Source organism: Pseudomonas sp. S06B 330 (assembly GCF_002845275.2).
Taxonomy (GTDB): Bacteria; Pseudomonadota; Gammaproteobacteria; order Pseudomonadales; family Pseudomonadaceae; genus Aquipseudomonas.
In genome coordinates, this window is the sequence record NZ_CP088149.1 from 4,986,758 (window position 1) to 5,003,111 (window position 16,354).

Here is a 16,354-nt window from a genome sequence, read left to right on the forward strand (position 1 = left end):
GCAACAAATCCGCTAGTTTTCCTCACAGATATGAAACTGCCCGCCCTCTCCGCCTTTCGCTATTTCGATGTTGCTGCGCAGACCGAAAGCTTCGTTCGCGCCGCCGAGCTGCTCAACGTCACCCACGGCGCGGTAAGCCGCCAGGTGCGTCTGCTGGAGGAGGCGCTGGGGGTGGAACTGTTCGAGCGGCGTAACCGCGCAATCTTTCTCACCCCAGCCGGTCGTGCGCTGCACGGCACCACCTTGTCAGTGTTCGAGCAGCTGCAAGGTGCGGTGTATCGCCTGCAACAACAGGCTCGAGAGAACGTACTGGTGTTGTCCTGCGAACCGACCATTGCGATGAAATGGCTGATTCCACGCCTGCCGGCCTTTCATGCCGCCCACCCGGACATCCATCTGCATTTGGTCGCGGCCGGTGGCCCGATTGATTTTTCCCGCAGCGGCGTCGACCTGGCCTTGCGCCGCGATGACTTTCGCTGGGATGCCGGTTTACACGCGCTGAAGATCTGTGACGAATGGGTCGGACCGGTGTGCAGCAGCAACCTGGCCCTACCGCGCCAGGGCCTGGACGGCCAGCGCTTGCTGCACAGCGCCTCGCGGCCCAGTGCCTGGAACACCTGGTTGCGCCTGACGGAAGAGTCGGCCAAAAACAGCCATCGCGCCGACTACGAGCATTTCTATTTGTGCATCCAGGCCGCCGCGGCTGGCCTGGGTGTGGCAATGGCTTCATTCCTGATGGTTCAGGACGAACTCGACAGCGGCCAGTTGCAAGCGCCGCGTGGCTTTGTACAGGACCAGTCAGCGTACTACCTGCTGTGCCCGCACCCGCTGCTTGGCGACGACAAATGCCGGCGCTTTGCCGATTGGGTCAGCGCGCAAGCAGCGGCGGGCCTGGCTCATTTGCTTTGAGGTTTATCCACAGGCACGGCGCAGAAGGATGAGCCGGCACTGAAATCCCCACCCCAGGTACGGAAACCGGCGGTGTCGATATGAATGCGCCCCGATGGGTAGCGGCCCAGCCCCATGTTCCAGGCCTTACCTTCGATCTGCCAGAACTGGCACAGCGGCGTTGGATCAGCCCAGGACGGCAGCAACACATCAACGGCGAATGCACGGGTATGTGCACTGCCGATAGCGCCGCCAGCGCAGCGATTGAGGCGCGGGTCGCGATACGCCGACACGACTTCATAACGTTTGAGTATGCCCTTATCACCCAGGGTCTTGAGCAATTGCAAGGTCGAGCGTACGGCTGGCCACTGCGTCGCCGGTGCCACTGCAAAAGGCTGCGCCGAACACAGGCGCCAATCACTGGCCGAGCGCAGCAACTGTGCGATCGGCACTATGCCATACAGCCGCGCGTCCACCAGCATTTCTCGGAAGGCCCGCGTCTGATGATCACCTGCCCACTGCGCGAACATATACAGATCACGTTCATCAGCGTGCACCGAAACGCCACTCAACAAGGTCAGTAACAATCCAGCCTGGACTGCACGCCTGTGCCATGCCCCCATCTGCACCCCCCTCCCAATTGACAGAAAATCTCTCCACTATGACCGTCCTCCCGCTATGGGGAGGTTCTGACAAGGAGTTAAGCATGTACTCGAGTGTTCGACTGCTGCTGGGCCTGACAATCCTCGGCACCAGTGCAGCGGCCGTGGCCGATGCCCAACTGAACCTGGGTAACCAGGAGCGCGTGACCCGGCTGTTCGCCTACCCCAACAACTGCACTGTGATCTGCTTTCGCAACTGGACGCTGGAACAAACCGTCGAGCACTACCTGACCCAGAGCGTGCAGCGCGACGGTTACCCCGGTGCCACGGTTCGGGTCAGCCGTGACAACGATACGCTGCATGCCGACATACAAGGTGTCCCCCCTCACTACAGCCAACCGCTGCAAGCGCTACTCGACACCGGCGAACTGGCCTATCAAGGCGCCAGTCGCCTGAACAGCGACGGCAAATGGGCCTACAACTGGAACCTGTTTCTACCGCTGGGAATGGCCTTGGAGAATCGCCGCAGCATCGAACTGCTGCACTTCCCGCCGGACTACTCGCTGACCCAGGCCCAGGATTACCTGCGCTCCAACACTACAGATCGCTGGGCAACGCTCCTGACGTTCAATGGCGTGCCCGCCGAGCATACGCCGGCTTACCAGACCATCGTCGACATCGCCCCGATTGCCGCGCCGGCCAACGCGGGCAAGGACCTGGAAGGCGTCTATGACTACTTCAAGGATTATCAGGTACGCATGGTCAAGGAAGTCACCCGCAGCCACAGTGGCACCTCACTGCCCATGGTTGCCTTCGGCGCACCGGTACGCAGCTGGATCAAGCAGCAGTACGGGCCAACGCTCAACGTGCTGGGGCTGGTCAGCATCAACCCAGGCGCCGGACACCAGGTGCCGGTGCTGGGAGCCAACCATCCGAGTGCGATCTGGTATGCCGCCGACAAAAAAAACAATGAGGACGATCAGGACAAGGCCGACCAAGCCGGCTTGAAAATGATGGGGCAGGATCTGAGCGCCGCCTGTTGGCAAGCGGGAATGGGGCGCAACCCGGCGGCGGATGCCGAGGCGACGCTACAGGCCTGTACGCAGAAATGGCAAGTAACCGCGAAGAAACAGACCTGTGAACTGTTTTTCCGCACCATTCGCGACATGACGCCGGAACAGGCCAGGGCCAAGTGCAATACCGGCGTCATGCGCCGAAGCCTGCGCACTCTGCAGTAGCCGCTGCCGCTAGGCTGCGATCGGCCGTGAAACGGCCGTCTAACCACTCACTGGTTGCGACGGCTGCGCAGTCGATCGCAGCTTCGTGCCTTGGGAGTGGCTACTGCTCACAGAACACCGTCGCATCAGTCCTGCGGACGCAACCGATACTGTGGCGGCAACTGATCCAGGCCACTGATGGTCGCGTTAAGGCTTTTCCAGCGACCATCCTTGATGCCATAGATGCAACCATGCACCGACAAGCTCTGGCCTCGGTGCCAGGCATTCTGCACGATGGTGGTATGTCCGACGTTGGCCACTTGCTGAATCACGTTCAGCTCGCACAAACGGTCAACCCGCTCTTCTTCGGTCGGCAGCTTGGCCAGCTCTACCCGGTTTTCGTAATACAGATCGCGGATCGAACGCAGCCAGCCATCGATCAAACCCAATTGGCGGTCCTGCATCGATGCCCGCACGCCCCCACAACCATAGTGGCCGGTCACCAGAATGTGCTTTACCTTGAGCACATCCACCGCGTACTGGATCACCGACAAGCAGTTCAGGTCGGTGTGCAGCACCACGTTGGCCACGTTGCGGTGTACGAACAGATCGCCCGGCAACATGCCGACGATTTCGTTGGCCGGCACCCGCGCATCGGAACAGCCGATCCAAAGGAATTCAGGTGTCTGCTGGCGAGCAAGCTTTGCAAAAAAATCCGGATCTTCCTGCTTGATCGCATCGGCCCAGCGCGCGTTGTTATCAATCAGTTCTTGTAGATCGTGCATGGTCGCTTCTCATCAGTGGTCGTTGCCTGGCTACTGTGACGCTAGTTCACTCAATCAGGGTACAGGCCATCACCAGCGCATCTTCGCGACCACCGGCAACCGGGTAGTAGTCACGGCGTCGACCGATTTCATTGAAGCCGTAACGCTCGTACAGGCGATACGCCGACTGGTTGCTGGCGCGCACTTCAAGGAAACACTCACGGCCATTGAGCTCGTAGGCGCGTTTCATCAGCTCCTCCAACAAGCGCAGCCCCAGGCCGCGCCCCTGACTCTCCGGCTTGACAGTGATGTTGAGCAAGTGCGCTTCGTCGATGATCACATTGATCACGCCATGCCCGACCTGTTGCTCGCCTTCGAACATCAGCCAGATTTCGTAAGACTTGAGCCCGTCGAGGAAGATCCCCCGGGTCCAGGGGTGGCTGAAGGCGGCGTATTCGATCTTCAGTACGGCTTCCAGATCCGCCTCGGTCATCCGGCGGAAACTGATTGTGTCACTCATCGCTTGGTTTCCAGCGCGCCATTAGCCGGCGCATGGCTTGCCAGACGTCCGCCTTGCGTTGCGGCTCGTCCATCAACAGTTCGAGGCCGGGCAAGGCCCAGGCGGTGCCCAGTCCTTCAACCGGCAACTCGCGGTAATAAGCTTCGGCATCGGCCTCGCCGGCAAAACGCACGGCAGGCAGGCCAATCAGCCATAAGCAGACACAAGGTGCTTCTTCAAGTCTGGCCTGAATAAAGCCCTGCACGAAATCGGTGGCGGCCTGCGGCCCCTGGTCGAGATTGCCGCGCACCAACAACGGCCAGCGCACCGGCTCACCAATGATCTGCGGGCTGTCGGGCAAGCCGGCGGCGCGCAGCATGTCTTTGAGCAACAGATAAGAAGGGTCGCGACTCTGGAACGGTTCACCAGTGGCCAGCTCAACCAACAACAGGCAACTGCCGGCTCGCAGCAACTGCAGCGCAAAGCGCGGTGGCGACACGGGTTTCGGTTTGGCCGGAACCGGTGCGGCATCGGCCTCTTCAACCTTCTTGCTGGCCACTTTAGGCAGAGTGCCTGGACGCGGAATCTCGATCTTTGGTCGCTCGCCACTGCGCGCCACAGGCGCAGCCACTGCCACCCGAGCCGGCTCCACTGACGGCACGTCGAACTCGGGCACGCCCTCAGGCACCAGCGGTAGCAACAGCTCCGGGCGCGAAGGGGCAGCGAACGGCAGTTCGGTACGCGGCAGCCAGTGCACCACTTGCATGGCATTAAGGTAAGCGCGGCGGCGGGACTCGATTAACAAGAAAGATCGGCCATCTGTGGATAAGTCAGGGTCGATATTCTAACGTTGTTCGCCGCTGCGCGCCGCTGTTGATCGGCATAAAACCGCCCGACAGCAGCTTGAAACGATCAGGGGGTGAATCGACAGGCGCCTGATGCAGTACAATCGGCGCTTTTATTTGGCAACGAGTCGACCCGCCAATGATCGAACCCAAGCGCGTCCTGCGCGCCCTAGCCGAACACTGGGCCCTGCTTGAGCCGTTGTGCGAGCGCTTCGACGGGGGCACCCTGAGCCTCGCCGAACTGCGCCAGCAACTGGCCAACCAGCAGTTGGAGAGCACGCCCCAGGACATCACCAGCCTGCTCGACGTGTGGATTCGCCTGGATATCCTCGTACCGGTGGCCAAAAGCCCGAACCGCTTCGAGCTTAACGCGCAGATCCACGACTTCCTCGCTTACCTGCGCCGTGAACACCGCCTAGGCCTGTGCCTGGAGATCGAGGCCTACCTGCGTCACCTGGAGCGTCTGGCCGGGCACATTCAGGATGCCTTCGAGATTCGTGATGGCAACGACCTGGCGCGCCAGCTGCGTTTGCTCGACATGCGCGTACGCGATGTCCTGAAAAAACTCGACAACGACGAACAGGCGTTAGTCGCCGTGGCCGAACGGGCCAAGACCAGTGACCGGCAGATCCCCCTGCGCCAGCGGTATGCCGAAGTACTGGCGACCTGGGACGAATACGTCGAGCCGATGATCCAGTTGGTCAACGCCGACGGTGCCTTCGAGCAAGGCGTGCGCAAGGTCGAGACCGTGCTGCTGCGCTTGCTCGGTGAGCAAGCGCGCCTCGGCCACCTGGTCGATGACGACATGCTGTTGCGCACCCACGCGCGCATCCTTGAAATGCAGACCAGCGCCCAGCTGACCCTGCGCCACGCCCGCGAACTGCTGCTGCCACTGCGCGAAGAAGCACGCCGGCACAACGCCGTGACCCGCGGCGCCGCCCTGGCCCTGTCGGTCATCCGCCGCAAGGGCCTGGACGCCGTGCCTCAGGCCGCGATGCCAATGTTCACAAGGCCTCAGAGTACCTTCCTCGGCAGCGCCAGCCAGGTCGAGGCCTATGTATATGCCCTGGCCCGTTTCGAACCCAAGCCTGCGCAGTTCCCCAAGGCGCACAAGAGCCACCGGGGCGACGCCCCACGCGCACCGCGCACGGTCAAGGAAATGCTCGAACGCTGCGAAGGCGCCCTGCCGCTGCCGGACCTGATGGTCTGGCTGCTGGAACAGGAGCCCGAAGGCGCCACCGATGAGCTGCTGTACTGGTTCTCGCGCCTGTCGCGGGAAAAACGCTTTGCCCGCGAGCGCCTCGACCGCCGCGAATACCTCACCCGCGAACACCTGGTCAGCTTGCGCTCGTTCGCCCTGACATCGAGCCGCGCACCATCGCCTGAGACTACTGCGAGCCCTGCCCATGCATCTTGATCTTTCCGAACTGCCCCAGCTCGCACCGATCTTCCGCGAGCTGTTCAAGGGTTTTCATATCAGCCGCCGTGATCCGGAGCTGTACGCCCAACTGTCGAATTTCCAGGACCAGTACCGCGGCCTGTTCAAGGCCCTGGGCTTTGAGCTGGTCTGCGATACCCGTGGTTTCTACTACTTCGTCCCGGACCAGGCCGCCGCCCAGGTCAACAAGACTGCCCAGCGCTTGTCCTTGTTCACCTTCATTCTGGTTGAGCACCTGGCCGACCAGGGCCGTGACCCAATGTCGGTGCTCGACGGTGGCAGCCTGGGCCGCGATGAACTGCCGTCGATGCTGGAGAAATACCGCGACCTGTTCATCCAGGCCGAAGTACAGACTCCCGACGAGCTGGAAGAAAAGATCATGCGCCGCATGACCCAGCTCGGCTTTGCCCACGAAGAGAACGGCATCTACCGCTTCCTGCCGCCGATGCACCGCTTCCTTGATGTCTGTCTCTCGGTGCAGCAGGACCGTGACCTCGCCGCCAGCCTGCACAGTGCTCTGCCGCTGCCAACGCCGGTACTGGTCGAAGAAGAGAGCCCGGAGGAGCTTAACCGCACCGACGACCCGCTCGACCTGAGCCCGTTCGAAGAAAGTGAAGAAGACGCCTTGGCCCGGGCCATCGCCGAAGAGCAACAGGAGATTGATGCATGAGCCAGGAACGCTACGGCATTCGCCGCTTCGCACTGCTCAACACCGCCGGCTACAGCCTCGGCCTGTTCCCCCTGGAACACCCGCTGTCGGTCTACGGTGCCAACAACCTGGGCAAGTCCGCCTCGATCAACGCCCTGCAGTTCCCGATCCTGGCGCGCATGTCGGACATGAGCTTCGGCAAGTACAGCCTGGAACAGTCACGGCGCTTCTACTTCGCCAGCGATACCAGCTACATCCTCTGCGAGGTCAACCTGCCTCACGGCCCACATGTGATCGGTGTGGTCGGGCGCGGCCCGGGTGGCGGTTTCGGTCACCAGTTCTTCGCCTATGCCGGTGAGCTGGACCTGGGCCACTACCAGAAGAATGACACCTGCCTGCGCCAGAAGGAGCTGTTCAACAACCTTGAGCGCAACGGCCTCAAGGCCTACGAACTCAAGCCCGACGAACTGCGGCGCCTGCTGGTCGGTGGCCATACCTCGATCCCGCTGGACCTGACGCTGATCCCGCTGCGGTCCACCAGCGAGCAGAGCCTGAAAACCTTCCGCGCGCTGTTCATCAACCTGCTGCACATGCGCGAGATCACCGCCGCCAAACTCAAGCAGTTGTTCCTCGATGCCTTCGAGCACAGCCTGCGTTCAGGCAGCGTCGACTACATCGCCGCGTGTGAAGAAGCCTTCCGTGATGTTCGACGCATGGAACAGGACTACAACTCGCTGGTTGCCGCCGGACCACTGGTAGAAGCCTTGGCCAACGGTGTAGCCCAGCGCGACATCCTGCGCGGCAAGCTGCACCGGTTGTCACCCCTGCTCGACTCGCTGCTCGGCACCTGGCAGGACTACGCCAGCGCCCGCAAGGAAGAGCTGGTGATCCAGGCCGAGCACTACAAGAACGAACAGGACAGCCTGCAGAACGACCAACGCGGTGGCACCCAGGAGCTGATGCGCCTGGAGCGGGAAATCACTGGCGTGCAACGCTGGCTTGGCGAGCTGTCGGTGCTCAAGCACCGCTTTGCCCTGGTCGACGACGTCAAGGTTCTGGAACAGCAACTGCTGGCTGCCAAGGACGCCCACGACGAACTGGCCGGCGCCCTGGCCCAGTCCCGTCAGTTCAGCGCTGAAGACCTCGAAGAGCGTCTGCGCGACCTGGAAAAGCGTCTGAAGTCGGTCAAGCAACAGCTCGATCATGCCGACAACAACAGCTACGCCCGTCTGCGCGAAGAATTCTCGCAACAGGATGTCGAGCGTCTGATGCGTCTGTTCAACGGCGCCCTGTTCAGCCTGCCTTTGGGCGAGCGTGGCATCGAGCTGGATGACAGCGACGTCTGGGTCAAATCCCTGGAAGCAGTCCTCGACGGTTTCAAAGGTGAGCGCTTTGAAGCACCCGGTCTGTCCATCGACCTGACCCACATCGAGCCTCCTGCCCTGCAGGCCTTGGCTGACCGTGCCGCCCTGCGTGACCAGAAGGAACGCCTGGAGAAAGAGCTCAAGCAGCTCAAGACCCAGCAAGCCGTAGCCGCCGACCGCGCCGCGAGCAAGACCCAGACTGAAGCGCTGTACCAGCAGGTGCTGGACGCGCAAAAGGCCCTGGAAGATTTCCGCCGCAGCCAGACCCTGGCCGCCGAGGAAGGCGACAAGCTCGAGCAACTGGCGCAGATGGAAGCCGCTCAGGACGAACTCAAACGCTCCAGCGACGCTTTCACCGAACGCGTCCAGCAACTGTCGGCCAAGCTGCAACTGGTCGGCCGCCAGATCGCCGACATGGAAGCCAAGCAGCGCACCCTCGATGACGCCCTGCGCCGCCGCCAGCTGCTGCCGGCCGACCTGCCGTTCGGTACGCCGTTCATGGAGCCGGTCGACGACACAATGGACAACCTGCTGCCGCTGCTCAACGACTACCAGGACAGCTGGCAAGGTCTGTTGCGCGTCGACGGTCAGATCGAAGCGCTGTACGCCCAGGTGCGCCTCAAGGGTGTGGCCAAGTTCGACAGCGAAGACGACATGGAGCGTCGCCTGCAACTACTGATCAATGCTTACTCGCACCGTACCGAAGAAGCCCTGACCCTGGGCAAGGCGCGCCGTGCGGCCGTCACTGACATCGCTCGGACCCTGCGCAACATTCGCAGCGACTACGACAGCCTGGAACACCAACTTGCCTTGTTCAACCGCGAGATCAACAAACGTCAGGTGTCCAACCTGCAGAGCTTCCGTATTGTCCTGGCACCGAACAAGGAAGCGCTCAAGCATATCGACCAGATCATCCACAGCGCTGGCCAGTACGAAGAAGGCGAGACGCTGTCGGTGTTCGACCTGAGCGCCAGTGCCGAGCAGGACAACAAGAACGAAGAGGCCAAGGAATACCTGGCGCGACTGGTAGCAGCGAACCACAACCAGTTGGGCTTGAAGGACCTGTTCGAACTGGCCTTCGAGATCACCAAGGTCGGTGGTCAGCCGGTCATCCACACCGACATCGACGGCGCGGCATCCAACGGCACCACCATGACCATCAAGGCGCTGACCAACATGTACTTGTTGCTGCACTTGATGGACCGTGACCTGGCCGGTCGTGTGCGCCTGCCGTACTACCTGGACGAAGCGGCCGACATCGACGAACGCAACCAGGCAGCGCTGCTGGAAACCAGCTTGCAGTTGGGCTTTGTGCCGATTCTGGCAAGCGTGAAACCCCAGGTCTCGGCACATGTCGCCATCGACCTGGAAGGCGGCAGCGGCCCGAACGGGATCTACATCGACGAGGCGGACTGGAAGTACATCAGCCGCCGCGATGTGGAGAAGCCAGTGGTGCGCGAAGAAGAGGAAGAAGCTTCGGTCTGAAGCCTCTTTCGGGGGCCTTTCAGGCCCCATCGCCGGCAAGGCCGGCTCCCACAGGGCCCTTGTGGGAGCTGGCCTTGCCAGCGATGCGGTCACCCCAGTGTTACTGAGCCCACGGTAAGATCGGAATCGCCGTCACCGCATTCTGCGGGCTGCCTTCAATCAAGCGATCCGAGTACACCAGATAGACCAGGGTATTGCGCTTCTTGTCGAGAAAGCGCACCACCTGCATGGTCTTGAACACCAACGAGGTGCGCTCCTTGAATACCTCGTCACCGTCCTTGAGCTGTTCCTTGAAGCGAATCGGCCCCACCTGGCGACAGGCGATCGAGGCTTCCGCACGGTCCTCGGCCAAGCCCAGGCCACCCTTGACGCCACCGGTCTTGGCACGCGACAGGTAACAGGTCACCCCTTCCACTTTCGGATCATCAAACGCTTCCACGACGATGCGGTCGTTTGGTCCGACAAACTTGAACACCGTCGAGACCTGGCCAATTTCTTCGGCCGAGGCCAGCACCGGCAACGCCAGCAGCGCGGCTGTCACTATTCCTTTGAACACAATTACTTCCTCAGACCAGGATCAGGTTGTCGCGGTGTACCAGCTCCGGCTCGGCGCTATAGCCCAGCAGGCTTTCAATGGCTTCCGACGACTGACCAATGATTTTTTGCGCCTCCAAGGCGCTGTAGTTGGCCAGGCCGCGAGCGACTTCCAAACCATCGGGACCGACGCAGACAACCATTTCGCCGCGGCGGAAGCTGCCCTGCACAGTCTTGACCCCAACCGGCAGCAGGCTCTTGTTGGCTTGGCGCAAGGCCTTCACCGCACCGTCGTCGAGCACCAGGGTGCCACGGGTCTGCAGATGCCCGGCCAGCCACTGCTTGCGCGCAGCCAGCATGCCGCGCTCAGGCGACAATAGGGTACCCAAGCGCTCGCCAGCCTTGAGGCGATCCAGCACGCGCTCCAGACGACCACCGACGATGATGGTGTGCGCTCCGGAACGCGCTGCCAGGCGTGCAGCGCGCAGCTTGGTCTGCATGCCGCCACGACCCAGCGCACCACCGGTACCACCGGCCACGGCATCCAGGCTCGGATCATCGGCACGGGCTTCGTAGATCAGTTGCGCATCAGGGTTGTTGCGCGGGTCGGCATCGAACATGCCGTCGCGGTCGGTGAGGATCACCAACAGGTCGGCTTCGACCAGGTTGGCGACCAGCGCGGCCAGGGTGTCGTTGTCACCGAAACGGATTTCGTCGGTGACCACCGTGTCGTTCTCGTTGATTACCGGCACGACGCCCAGCTCGACCAAGGTGCGCAAGGTGCTGCGCGCATTGAGGTAACGCTTGCGGTCGGAGAGGTCATCGTGGGTCAGCAGAATCTGCGCCGTGTGCCGGCCATGCTCGGCAAAGCTCGACTCCCAGGCCTGCACCAGGCCCATCTGGCCGATCGATGCTGCAGCCTGCAGCTCGTTCATCGCACTCGGTCGCTTGGCCCATCCCAGGCGGCTCATCCCGGCGGCAACCGCCCCGGACGACACCAGCACCAATTCAACACCAGCCTCATGCAACGCCACCATCTGCTCGACCCAGACACCCATGGCCGCGCGATCCAGGCCCTTGCCATCTGCTGTCAGCAGGGCACTGCCGATCTTCACTACCCAGCGCTGCGCACCCGTCACCTTGCTCCGCATCTTCTTCCAACCTATAGAGATCTTTAGATACTAAAACGCCGCTCCAGAGAGCGGCGTTTAGTGTACTGCAACGAATCAGTCGCGCACGTAAATGATTTCCGGACCGTCTTCGTCGTCATCATCCCAATCGTCGTCATCGTCGTCGCCGATGTCATGCACGCTCTTGACGCCACTGCGGCGCAGGGCGCGGGCATCGTCCAGGGCTTGCAGCTGGGCACGGGCTTCGTCTTCGATGCGCTGATCGAGGTCTGCCAGCTCTTCGGCGTAAGCCGGGTCGTTGGCCAGACGGTCGGCGCGGTCTTCGAGGTAACGCATGATGTCGCGGCTGAGCTGCTCGGTGCCCTGCTTGGAGATGGCCGAGATCACGTAGACCGGACCTTCCCACTGCAGACGCTCGACCACTTCCTTGACGCGCTCGTCACGCTCATCGTCCATCAGCATGTCGGTCTTGTTCAGGACCAACCAACGATCACGCTCGGCCAGCGACGGGCTGAACCGGGTCAGCTCATTGACGATGACTTCGGCGGCATCGGCACTGCTACTTTCATCCAGCGGTGCGAGGTCGACGAGGTGCAGCAACAGACGGGTACGCGCCAGGTGCTTGAGGAAACGGATACCCAGACCCGCACCGTCAGAGGCGCCTTCGATCAGGCCGGGAATGTCGGCGATAACGAAGCTCTTCCAACGGTCGACGCTGACCACACCCAGGTTTGGCACCAGGGTGGTGAACGGGTAGTCGGCGACTTTCGGCTTGGCGGCCGAAACCGAACGGATGAAGGTACTCTTGCCAGCGTTCGGCAAGCCCAGCAGGCCGACGTCGGCCAGCACTTTCATTTCCAGTTTCAGGTCACGCTGTTCGCCTGGCTTGCCCGGCGTGGTCTGGCGTGGTGCACGGTTGGTACTGGATTTGAAGCGGGTGTTGCCCAGGCCGTGCCAGCCGCCCTGAACCACCATCAGCTTCTGCCCAGGCTTGACCAGGTCGCCGATGACTTCCTGGGTCGCGGAGTCGATCACGGTGGTGCCGACCGGGACGCGCAGAATCAGGTCGTCGCCCTTCTTGCCGGTGCAGTCGGTGCTGCCGCCGTTGGAGCCGCGCTGGGCTTCGAAGTGACGGGTGTAGCGGTAGTCGACCAGGGTATTGAGGTTCTCGTCGGCCACCATGAACACCGAACCACCGTCGCCACCGTCACCGCCGTTAGGACCACCGTTCTCAATGAATTTTTCGCGGCGGAAGCTCATGCAACCGTTACCGCCATCACCGGCTTTGACCCGGATCGATACTTCGTCAACAAACTTCATAAAAATCGCCTCTCGTCAGCTGGACGAGCTGAGTGACACAAAGACATAAGGCTCTTGCAAAAGTGAGCGCGGCGGCCCCGTCACGACAGTAACAACCCACGCCGGCAGCCCATACAAACAGTTTTGCAAGAGACTCACCCCACAAACGAAAAAGCCCCGTCGCGAGACAGGGCTTTTCCAGCGTCAACGCGATCAGGCCGCGACGATGCTCACGTAACGACGACCGAAGGCGCCTTTTACTTCAAACTTGATCTTACCCTCGATCTTGGCGAACAGGGTGTGATCCTTGCCCATGCCAACGCCGTAGCCAGCGTGGAACTGGGTGCCGCGCTGACGCACGATGATGTTGCCAGGAACGATAGCCTGGCCGCCATACATCTTCACGCCAAGGCGTTTGGCTTCTGAGTCGCGACCGTTACGGGTACTACCACCAGCTTTTTTGTGTGCCATGGTTCAATTCTCCAGAAATGGGGATTTAGGCGATTACGCCGAAATACCGGTGATCTTGATTTCGGTGAACCACTGGCGGTGGCCCATACGCTTCATGTGGTGCTTACGGCGGCGGAACTTAATGATGCGCACTTTGTCGTGACGACCTTGGGAGATCACTTCAGCGACAACTTTAGCACCAGCAACGACTGGAGCGCCGATGTTCACGTCGTCGCCATTGGCAACCAACAGAACGCGGTCGAAAGTCACGGATTCGCCAGTGGCGATTTCCAGTTTTTCGATTTTCAGGTATTCACCTTCGGCGACTTTGTACTGCTTGCCACCGGTAACAATTACTGCGTACATGGTATTTCTCCGATAATCCTGCTCACCCAGCTCTTTATAGGAAGAGTATTGGCTGGCATGGCTGCATAGGGCTGGAACGGCCCAGTGCAATTGCGTAAGGCAGGTGCTGCCCAGGAAGTTCAGGGTGCGCGATTGTACGCAACGCGCCCGCCCCTTGCAAGTCCCGACCCTAGCCTGCCGGGACCGCGCCTTGACACGCCGGGACCCGCGACCTAGCATGCCGCGCAACCTTTATGGAGCACCTGTGGCCGATGCAACCCCAAGCTTTCTACCGCGCGGTAGCGGACGACTTCAGCGCCGTTGACGAGATTATCAAGAAACAGCTGACTTCGCGTGTACCGCTGGTATCGAAAATCGGCGACTACATCACTTCAGCCGGTGGCAAGCGCTTGCGCCCGCTGTTGGTGCTGCTGTGTGGCAAGGCCCTTGGTCGCGAAGGCGACGACGTGCGCCTGTTGGCTGCCACCATCGAGTTCCTGCACACCGCCACCCTGCTGCACGACGATGTCGTCGACATGTCTGGCATGCGCCGCGGCCGCTCCACGGCCAATGCCCTGTGGGGCAACGCGCCGAGCGTGCTGGTCGGTGACTTTCTCTATTCGCGCTCGTTCGAGATGATGGTCGAGCTGGGCTCGATGCCCGTCATGCAGATCCTGTCCAAGGCCACCCGGGTCATCGCCGAAGGCGAAGTCCTGCAGCTGTCCAAGGTTCGCGACGCCAGCACCACCGAAGAAGTCTACATGGACGTCATCCGCGGCAAGACTGCGATGCTGTTCGAGGCCTCGACCCACAGCGCTGCCGCCCTCGCCCAGGCTACCCCTGAGCAGAGTGAAGCCCTGCGCACCTTCGGTGATCACCTGGGCGTAGCCTTCCAGCTAGTCGACGACCTGCTCGACTACAAGGGCGATGCAGCGACCCTGGGCAAGAACGTCGGTGACGATCTGGCCGAAGGCAAGCCAACCCTGCCACTCATCTACACCATGCGCGAAGGCACCGCCGAACAAGCTGCGCTGGTGCGTCAGGCGATTCAGAAAGGCGGCATCGAAGACCTCGAAAGCATCCGTGCTGCAGTCGAGGCCTCCGGTTCCCTGGACTACACCGCACAACTGGCTCGCGACTACGTGGCCCGCGCCATCGCCTGCCTGAACGTGCTACCAGCCAGCGAATACCGCGATGCGCTGGTAGAACTGAGCGAATTCGCCGTCGCCCGTACCCACTGATCCTGCCCCGCGGCCCATCGCTCGATGGGCCCGATTAACCTCTGACGGACAAAACCCTATACAATGTAGGTTTTGTACCTGTACGTCTTGAGGAACCCTAGTGAGCACTTTGCCACCCTGCCCTAAATGCAACTCCGAATACACCTACGAAGACGGCACTCAGCTGATCTGCCCTGAGTGCGCCCATGAGTGGTCCGCCGCCGGTGACGCCGAGGTAGTGAGCGATGAAGCGGTCAAGAAGGATTCGGTAGGCAACGTCCTGCAGGACGGCGACACCATTACCGTGATCAAAGACCTGAAGGTCAAGGGCACCTCGCTGGTGGTCAAGGTCGGCACCAAGGTCAAGAACATCCGCTTGTGCGATGGCGACCACGATATCGATTGCAAGATCGACGGCATCGGCCCGATGAAGCTGAAATCGGAATTCGTCCGCAAGGTCTGAATGCCCATGGTTTCGGGGCTGGCAATCAGCCTCGAACCACCTCGCTGCACCATTGGGCAATTTTTTGCCAATAGCCCCTTGCTATTTTGATAATAAGAATTATTCTCATTGGACGCTTCCAAGGAGAATAGCCATGACTTATCTGATCGACGCCTGGCTTGACCGCCCCCATCCGTACTTGCGCATCCTGCATCGGGAAACCGGTGAAGTCTGTGCCGTGCTTGAAGAAGAAGCACTGGACGAGCTGCGCGACCAGGGTGACCTGGACCTCAATGGTTTGAATTCGAGCGAGCCTATTGTGCTCAAGGAACTGGTGAGGAACCTGTTCCTGTTCTGCTATGCGCGGGCGTTGCGCCCAGGTGGTGGGGCCGAATGGAACTGAAAAGGCATCGCTGGCAAAGCCAGCTCCCACAGAGACCCCGTTGATCTTCAGATCAGTGCAATCTTTGTTGGGAGCCAGCCTTGCCGGCGATGAGGGCCTTACAGTACGTCGAGCAGCTCGACGTCGAACACCAGAACGCTGTGCGGCGGGATGCTGCCAACGCCCTGAGCGCCGTAGGCCAGCTCGCTCGGAACGTACAGGCGCCATTTGCTACCGGCGTTCATCAGTTGCAGGGCTTCGGTCCAGCCAGCGATCACGCCGCCAACCGGGAACTCTGCTGGCTGGCCACGCTCGTAGGAGCTGTCGAACACGGTGCCGTCGATCAGGGTGCCATGGTAGTGAGTGCGAACGGTGTCGTCACGGCTAGGCTTGGCGCCTTCACCTGCGGTCAGCACTTCAAATTGCAGACCCGAGGCCAGGGTGGTGATGCCGTCACGCTTGGCGTTTTCAACCAGGAAGGCCTTACCTTCGCCAGCAGCGGCTTCAGCCTTGGCTGCAGCTTCAGCCTGCATGATTTCGCGGATGACCTTGAAGCTGGCCGACAGGTCTTCTTCGCTAACGCGGCTGGCCTGACCATTGAAGGCGTCGGTCAGACCGGCCAGGATGGCGTCCAGGCTCACGCCCGGTGGCGGGTTGTCACGCAGTTGGCCACCCAGCTGACGGCCAATACCGTAGCTGACGCGAGTTTCGTCGGTAGACAGATTGATTTCGGACATTTGCTTGCTCCGCAGCAGGGCGCATGACAACCGCGCCCTTTATGAAAAGGGCGAGCAGCCTAGC

Annotated in this window: 18 protein-coding genes; 8 read left to right on the plus strand and 10 right to left on the minus strand. The window is 61.2% G+C overall.

Annotation, left to right across the window (positions count from 1 at the left end; genetic code table 11):
* Window positions 1–30: 30 nt before the first annotated feature.
* On the plus strand, window positions 31–909 hold the full coding sequence (locus tag CX511_RS22490) for a LysR substrate-binding domain-containing protein (RefSeq protein ID WP_045187999.1): 879 nt from the start codon (window positions 31–33) through the stop codon (window positions 907–909).
* Here CX511_RS22490 and CX511_RS22495 read toward each other — a convergent pair.
* The gene (locus tag CX511_RS22495; RefSeq protein ID WP_101292780.1) at window positions 897–1,511 is read right to left on the minus strand and encodes a D-Ala-D-Ala carboxypeptidase family metallohydrolase; all 615 of its coding nucleotides are present in this window, start codon (window positions 1,509–1,511) and stop codon (window positions 897–899) included. The two genes, CX511_RS22490 and CX511_RS22495, sit on opposite strands and share 13 nt — an antisense overlap.
* An 83-nt stretch (window positions 1,512–1,594) precedes the next feature.
* Here CX511_RS22495 and CX511_RS22500 point away from each other — a divergent pair, with 83 nt between their 5' ends.
* A complete protein-coding gene (locus tag CX511_RS22500; protein WP_045187996.1) occupies window positions 1,595–2,728 on the plus strand; it encodes a hypothetical protein in 1,134 nt (377 codons plus the stop codon).
* Window positions 2,729–2,853: 125 nt separating this feature from the next.
* Here the strand turns inward: CX511_RS22500 and can are convergent, their stop codons facing one another.
* Genes can through CX511_RS22515 form a run of 3 tightly spaced genes read right to left on the minus strand, consistent with a single transcriptional unit; the run spans window position 2,854 to window position 4,775 of the window.
* Window positions 2,854–3,492 (minus strand): carbonate dehydratase, encoded by a 639-nt coding sequence (can, locus tag CX511_RS22505; RefSeq protein ID WP_010225713.1) that lies wholly within the window; start codon window positions 3,490–3,492, stop codon window positions 2,854–2,856.
* A 46-nt stretch (window positions 3,493–3,538) separates the two neighbouring features.
* A complete protein-coding gene (gene rimI / locus CX511_RS22510) occupies window positions 3,539–3,991 on the minus strand; it encodes a ribosomal protein S18-alanine N-acetyltransferase (RefSeq protein ID WP_045187994.1) in 453 nt (150 codons plus the stop codon).
* Complete coding sequence (locus tag CX511_RS22515) at window positions 3,984–4,775, minus strand: energy transducer TonB (RefSeq protein WP_101292782.1); 792 nt, start codon at window positions 4,773–4,775, stop codon at window positions 3,984–3,986. The genes rimI and CX511_RS22515 overlap by 8 nt, the downstream gene beginning before the upstream one ends.
* A gap of 179 nt (window positions 4,776–4,954) precedes the next feature.
* Here CX511_RS22515 and mksB point away from each other — a divergent pair, with 179 nt between their 5' ends.
* From mksB to mksF, 3 genes are read left to right on the plus strand one after another with little or no spacing between them, the layout of a single operon-like run.
* Window positions 4,955–6,232, plus strand: coding sequence for an Mks condensin complex protein MksB (mksB, locus tag CX511_RS22520; protein WP_045187990.1), 1,278 nt, complete (start codon window positions 4,955–4,957; stop codon window positions 6,230–6,232).
* Complete coding sequence (gene mksE / locus CX511_RS22525) at window positions 6,222–6,923, plus strand: Mks condensin complex protein MksE (protein ID WP_101292783.1); 702 nt, start codon at window positions 6,222–6,224, stop codon at window positions 6,921–6,923. Before mksB ends, mksE begins: the two co-directional genes overlap by 11 nt.
* A complete protein-coding gene (mksF, locus tag CX511_RS22530) occupies window positions 6,920–9,751 on the plus strand; it encodes an Mks condensin complex protein MksF (RefSeq protein ID WP_101292785.1) in 2,832 nt (943 codons plus the stop codon). The genes mksE and mksF overlap by 4 nt, the downstream gene beginning before the upstream one ends.
* A gap of 100 nt (window positions 9,752–9,851) precedes the next feature.
* Here mksF and CX511_RS22535 read toward each other — a convergent pair whose 3' ends face one another.
* The 5 genes from CX511_RS22535 to rplU all read right to left on the minus strand — a co-directional run bounded on the left by CX511_RS22535 (window position 9,852) and on the right by rplU (window position 13,530).
* The gene (locus CX511_RS22535; protein ID WP_045187984.1) at window positions 9,852–10,307 is read right to left on the minus strand and encodes a CreA family protein; all 456 of its coding nucleotides are present in this window, start codon (window positions 10,305–10,307) and stop codon (window positions 9,852–9,854) included.
* A 10-nt stretch (window positions 10,308–10,317) separates the two neighbouring features.
* Window positions 10,318–11,436, minus strand: coding sequence for a glutamate 5-kinase (proB, locus tag CX511_RS22540; RefSeq protein ID WP_045187982.1), 1,119 nt, complete (start codon window positions 11,434–11,436; stop codon window positions 10,318–10,320).
* Window positions 11,437–11,511: 75 nt separating this feature from the next.
* Window positions 11,512–12,735 carry an Obg family GTPase CgtA gene (gene cgtA, locus CX511_RS22545; protein WP_045187980.1) on the minus strand — a complete coding sequence of 408 codons (1,224 nt, stop codon included), beginning with the start codon at window positions 12,733–12,735 and terminating at the stop codon, window positions 11,512–11,514.
* 192 nt (window positions 12,736–12,927) lie between these two features.
* On the minus strand, window positions 12,928–13,185 hold the full coding sequence (gene rpmA, locus CX511_RS22550) for a 50S ribosomal protein L27 (RefSeq protein ID WP_045187979.1): 258 nt from the start codon (window positions 13,183–13,185) through the stop codon (window positions 12,928–12,930).
* Window positions 13,186–13,218: 33 nt separating this feature from the next.
* On the minus strand, window positions 13,219–13,530 hold the full coding sequence (gene rplU, locus CX511_RS22555; RefSeq protein WP_010225695.1) for a 50S ribosomal protein L21: 312 nt from the start codon (window positions 13,528–13,530) through the stop codon (window positions 13,219–13,221).
* A gap of 251 nt (window positions 13,531–13,781) precedes the next feature.
* On the opposite strand from rplU, the gene CX511_RS22560 reads away from it, so the two are divergent.
* From CX511_RS22560 to CX511_RS22570, 3 genes are all read left to right on the plus strand, one after another.
* Entirely contained in the window at window positions 13,782–14,750 is a 969-nt protein-coding gene (locus CX511_RS22560; protein WP_045187976.1) for a polyprenyl synthetase family protein, read from the plus strand.
* Between the two features lie 100 nt (window positions 14,751–14,850).
* Window positions 14,851–15,192, plus strand: a complete 342-nt coding sequence (locus CX511_RS22565; protein WP_045187974.1) for a zinc ribbon domain-containing protein YjdM — start codon at window positions 14,851–14,853, stop codon at window positions 15,190–15,192.
* Window positions 15,193–15,325: 133 nt separating this feature from the next.
* Entirely contained in the window at window positions 15,326–15,574 is a 249-nt protein-coding gene (locus CX511_RS22570; RefSeq protein ID WP_045187973.1) for a PA4570 family protein, read from the plus strand.
* Window positions 15,575–15,672: 98 nt separating this feature from the next.
* On the opposite strand, the gene bamJ is transcribed toward CX511_RS22570, so the two are convergent.
* Entirely contained in the window at window positions 15,673–16,290 is a 618-nt protein-coding gene (gene bamJ / locus CX511_RS22575; RefSeq protein WP_045187971.1) for a BamJ family beta-barrel-assembly machinery protein, read from the minus strand.
* Between the last annotated feature and the right edge of the window lie 64 nt (window positions 16,291–16,354).

Excerpts from the sequence above, each read along its gene's own strand:
- CX511_RS22490 (WP_045187999.1), top strand. The coding sequence starts at position 31 with ATGAAACTGCCCGCCCTCTCCGCCTTTCGCTATTTCGATGTTGCTGCG.
- proB (WP_045187982.1), bottom strand. The coding sequence starts at position 11,436 with ATGCGGAGCAAGGTGACGGGTGCGCAGCGCTGGGTAGTGAAGATCGGC.
- CX511_RS22495 (WP_101292780.1), bottom strand. The coding sequence starts at position 1,511 with ATGGGGGCATGGCACAGGCGTGCAGTCCAGGCTGGATTGTTACTGACC.
- cgtA (WP_045187980.1), bottom strand. The coding sequence starts at position 12,735 with ATGAAGTTTGTTGACGAAGTATCGATCCGGGTCAAAGCCGGTGATGGC.
- mksB (WP_045187990.1), top strand. The coding sequence starts at position 4,955 with ATGATCGAACCCAAGCGCGTCCTGCGCGCCCTAGCCGAACACTGGGCC.
- rpmA (WP_045187979.1), bottom strand. The coding sequence starts at position 13,185 with ATGGCACACAAAAAAGCTGGTGGTAGTACCCGTAACGGTCGCGACTCA.
- CX511_RS22570 (WP_045187973.1), top strand. The coding sequence starts at position 15,326 with ATGACTTATCTGATCGACGCCTGGCTTGACCGCCCCCATCCGTACTTG.
- mksE (WP_101292783.1), top strand. The coding sequence starts at position 6,222 with ATGCATCTTGATCTTTCCGAACTGCCCCAGCTCGCACCGATCTTCCGC.
- rplU (WP_010225695.1), bottom strand. The coding sequence starts at position 13,530 with ATGTACGCAGTAATTGTTACCGGTGGCAAGCAGTACAAAGTCGCCGAA.
- rimI (WP_045187994.1), bottom strand. The coding sequence starts at position 3,991 with ATGAGTGACACAATCAGTTTCCGCCGGATGACCGAGGCGGATCTGGAA.
- CX511_RS22500 (WP_045187996.1), top strand. The coding sequence starts at position 1,595 with ATGTACTCGAGTGTTCGACTGCTGCTGGGCCTGACAATCCTCGGCACC.
- can (WP_010225713.1), bottom strand. The coding sequence starts at position 3,492 with ATGCACGATCTACAAGAACTGATTGATAACAACGCGCGCTGGGCCGAT.
- CX511_RS22560 (WP_045187976.1), top strand. The coding sequence starts at position 13,782 with ATGCAACCCCAAGCTTTCTACCGCGCGGTAGCGGACGACTTCAGCGCC.
- bamJ (WP_045187971.1), bottom strand. The coding sequence starts at position 16,290 with ATGTCCGAAATCAATCTGTCTACCGACGAAACTCGCGTCAGCTACGGT.
- mksF (WP_101292785.1), top strand. The coding sequence starts at position 6,920 with ATGAGCCAGGAACGCTACGGCATTCGCCGCTTCGCACTGCTCAACACC.